General features: G+C 72.5%; 4 protein-coding genes. All 4 read right to left on the bottom strand.

Annotation, left to right across the window (positions count from 1 at the left end):
- Window positions 1-657 (bottom strand): DUF2637 domain-containing protein (locus IG05_RS0140870; protein ID WP_030349158.1); only part of this gene is annotated, 657 nt, incomplete at its 3' end.
- A complete protein-coding gene (locus IG05_RS48730; RefSeq protein WP_199808486.1) occupies window positions 657-815 on the bottom strand; it encodes a hypothetical protein in 159 nt (52 codons plus the stop codon). The genes IG05_RS48730 and IG05_RS0140870, both read right to left, overlap by 1 nt.
- A 4-nt stretch (window positions 816-819) precedes the next feature.
- A complete protein-coding gene (locus tag IG05_RS48185) occupies window positions 820-957 on the bottom strand; it encodes a hypothetical protein (RefSeq protein ID WP_158839157.1) in 138 nt (45 codons plus the stop codon).
- A 55-nt stretch (window positions 958-1,012) separates the two neighbouring features.
- Window positions 1,013-1,641, bottom strand: a 629-nt coding sequence (locus IG05_RS0140855; protein ID WP_030349157.1) for an FtsK/SpoIIIE domain-containing protein, incomplete at its 5' end; no start/stop codon positions are given.

Below are 1,641 nucleotides of genomic sequence, written 5' to 3'. Positions count from 1 at the left end.
GGCGGCGATGGCGTCGGCGAGGTGGGGCGGGACGCCGAGGCGGGCGCGCAGGGTGTCGGTGTCGATGGGGGCGCCGGTGCGGTCGCGGTAGTCGGCGGCAACCTTGCGGGCGTGGTCGACCAGGACGGCGGGAACCGCGGGCACCGGATCGGCAGGCGGGAGCGCCGCCGGCTCCTCCACCGGGGCCGGAGCGGGCTCCGGGTCCGGGGCGAGTGCGGAGGCCGGTTCACGGTCGTCCGCGATCTCGGGTTCCGGGGCCGGGGCGGGTGCCGGCGGTTCGGTCGGCGGTTGCTTGGCGGAGTGGGCGAGGAGGGTGCCGCCGAGGAAGGCCAGTGCGGGCCATCCGGCGATGCCCAGGCGCAGTAGGGCGGGCGGGTCGGTCAGGTCGAGGAATCCGGCGGTGGCGACGTTCGCGCCCAGCGAGGCGAAGAGGGCGATGAGGAACCAGCACCAGGCCAAGCGGGACGGGCCCTCGCTGCGGAGCCGTCGCCAGGCGGCGACCAGGAGCAGGTCGACGGAGACGGGGTAGGCCCAGGCCTTCCAGCCGTCCTGTCCGGCAGCGGCGGCCAGGTCGTGCAGGTGGGCGAAGGACAAGGCTCCAGCGATGACGGCCTGGACCAGGACGGCGTCGACGCGCAAACCGTGACGGCCGGCCATCAGGACTCCTCACCGGTCGGCGGCTGCGGGAGCGAAGCGGCCAGGGACGGGCTGACGGCGTCCACGAAGTCGAGGTCCGCGCCGGTGGTGTCGGCGTAGAGGGCGAGCTGGCCCAGGAGCAGGACGGTGCGGGCGAAGTCCTCGCAGTCGGGGCACATGGCGTCAGTCCTCCGGGGTGTCGTCGGCGGCGGTCTCGTACCAGGGGCAGTCCCGTTCGTCGTGGTCGATACCGGTCTCGGCGCCGTCGAGGTCGCCGCAGTGCTCGCAGAACATCGGGAGGGCCTTTCTGGGATCAGGCATGGCAGGGGTAGGGACCTGGCGCGAAGCGGTCGCGCCGACCGTGGTGTGGGGGAAGTCAGGCCGTGACGGGGGCCGTCTTGGACAGTGGCACCGGGGCCTCAGAGGAACTGGTCAGTTCGGGCCGGAAGGAGGCCAGCTCGGGCAGGTCCGGGGTCCGGTCGGCATACCGGTTGCAGGTGTTGACAGCCTGCCGGAGCGAGGTGTGCGGCGCGCGAATACGGTGCCAGCCACCGGTCGAGTCCCCGGCGATGGCCAGACCGCGCAGTTCAGCGGGGATCTGGATGGCGGCGAGGACGGCGTCCGGGGAGATGTCGCCGAAGGCCATGTTGGCGGATGTCTCGTCGTTGACGCGGTGCGCGGTGCGGCCGGTGAGCTGGGCGCGGAGCATGGTGATGCCCTTGCCGAGTTCGGAGCCGAAGCGCTGGCCGCAGATTTCCAGGTAGATGCCGGCCGCGCGGCCGAGCTGGGCGAGGCGGACCAGGGCGGTGATGATGCGGTCGCGCCGCTTCTCCTCGTCCTTGCTGGCGAACAGGGCGAGTTCGGCGACCTCGTCGACCAGGACCACGACGGGTACCGGTCGCAGGTGGTCGGGCAGGTCCCAGATGTCGGCGGCTATCTCCGCGTCCGGCACCGCGGCGGTGATGCGCTGTTCGGCACGGATGAGCTGGTAGATCCCTTCCATGC

Source organism: Streptomyces sp. NRRL S-1022, from assembly GCF_000720135.1.
Lineage (GTDB): Bacteria > Actinomycetota > Actinomycetes > Streptomycetales > Streptomycetaceae > Streptomyces.
The sequence above is the reverse complement of the archived record's forward strand: the minus strand, read 5'-3'. Positions and strand labels throughout refer to the sequence as shown.